This is a genomic window from Pelosinus propionicus DSM 13327, from assembly GCF_900114615.1.
Taxonomy (GTDB): domain Bacteria; phylum Bacillota; class Negativicutes; order DSM-13327; family DSM-13327; genus Pelosinus; species Pelosinus propionicus.
The window spans coordinates 1-1,361 of sequence record NZ_FOTS01000126.1 but is presented as its reverse complement, the minus strand read 5'-3'; the positions used below and the strand labels follow the sequence as shown (position 1 = coordinate 1,361).

Sequence of the window (1,361 nt, the reverse complement as noted above, 5' to 3'; positions counted from 1 at the left end):
ATCAACAGTGCCGTAGATCCCACAAAAGCCATGCATAATGAGTTTAAAGGCATTGCAAGTACCGTGCTAAAAATAACGGCTCTGCTTGGTGGTTTGTACGGGGCTAAACAGTTTGTCGAGCTGGGATTTAAAACAGATAGCTATGAAAGAATGTTTCAGGCGCGGTTAGGCAATAACGAGATAGGAAGTGCAGCGTTTCAGCATTATAAGGACATGGCCAATCATTATGGTTTTAAGCAAGAGGATGTTTTTGCAGGTGTCAATTCGTTTATGGGCATGACAACGGTTCCGAAGCAGTTAGACGAACTCACGATGTTAGCTAAAACCTTGGCTGTATTTGACACCCAGGGGCAAGGGTTACGAGGAGCTCAGTTTTCCTTGCAGGAAGCAATGGCTGGAAATTTTACGAGTCTTCAGCGCCGATTTAGTATTGGGCATAGTCAAATTGAGGCATCAGGTGCAAAGCAAGCTGCAAAAGCCGGTGATATGGAAGGCTTTGTAGTCGGAATGCAAAAATTGCTACAAATGAGGAATATGGGTGGTAAGGCATTTGATAACTTAATGCTATCTCCACAAATGCAGCTTTTAAGCTTTACGAGTCGCTGGCATAACCATATGGCTGATATGGCGCAATCGGTTGTACTTCGATTGCTTCCTGCAATTCGTTTGATATCTGACTTATTTTTTGATGCAGACGGAAAGATGACATCCTTTGGTGAGAACTTTATCGGTGCATTGGGCTTTATAGCAGGAGCGCTGGCGTATTCAGTGGCAGGGGTGTTATGGCTAATTCATGCTATAGGGCAATTATGGGACGCAATAGACCCTATTAAACCTATTTTAGAGTATGTATTTTGGACTTTGTTAATTGGAGGAGCAACGATAGCAACTATCTCTTTATGGGGAATGGTTGCGCCGATATTGGCTGTAGTTTGGGGCATCGCCTCTGGGGTTCCCGTTGCAACGGCTTTTGCTGCTGCAGGGTGGGCAGCAGCTTCTGCTTGGTGGTCAGTAAACTGGCCCATATTGGCAGTTGTTGCTGTGGTCGTCGGCTTGCTCACCCTATTTCTAAAATTTCCGGAAGTCTTTGGTGTAGTCGTCGGTGCCGTATATGCTTTTGGTGCGATATTTCTGGACGTGCTTGGAAATATCGGCAACTACTGGATTACTCTATTTAATCAGATTAGTAGTGATTTAAATAAACTTTCAAAAGGGAAGATTGATCTTGGTCATGTAGATAAGTTTGATTATATAAACCCAACTTACGCGTATAACACGGGCAAAGCCTGGGGCACAGATGCGGCAGCCAGATTAAGAGATACTCTTAAAAATATAACACCGTCCATGCCTACCATTTCCAC

At 44.0% G+C, this 1,361-nt stretch carries 1 protein-coding gene; it reads left to right on the top strand.

The features are described from left to right. Positions 1-30: 30 nt before the first annotated feature. A partial coding sequence (locus BMZ99_RS25845; RefSeq protein ID WP_139214873.1) for a hypothetical protein occupies positions 31-1,361 on the top strand: 1,331 nt, incomplete at its 3' end.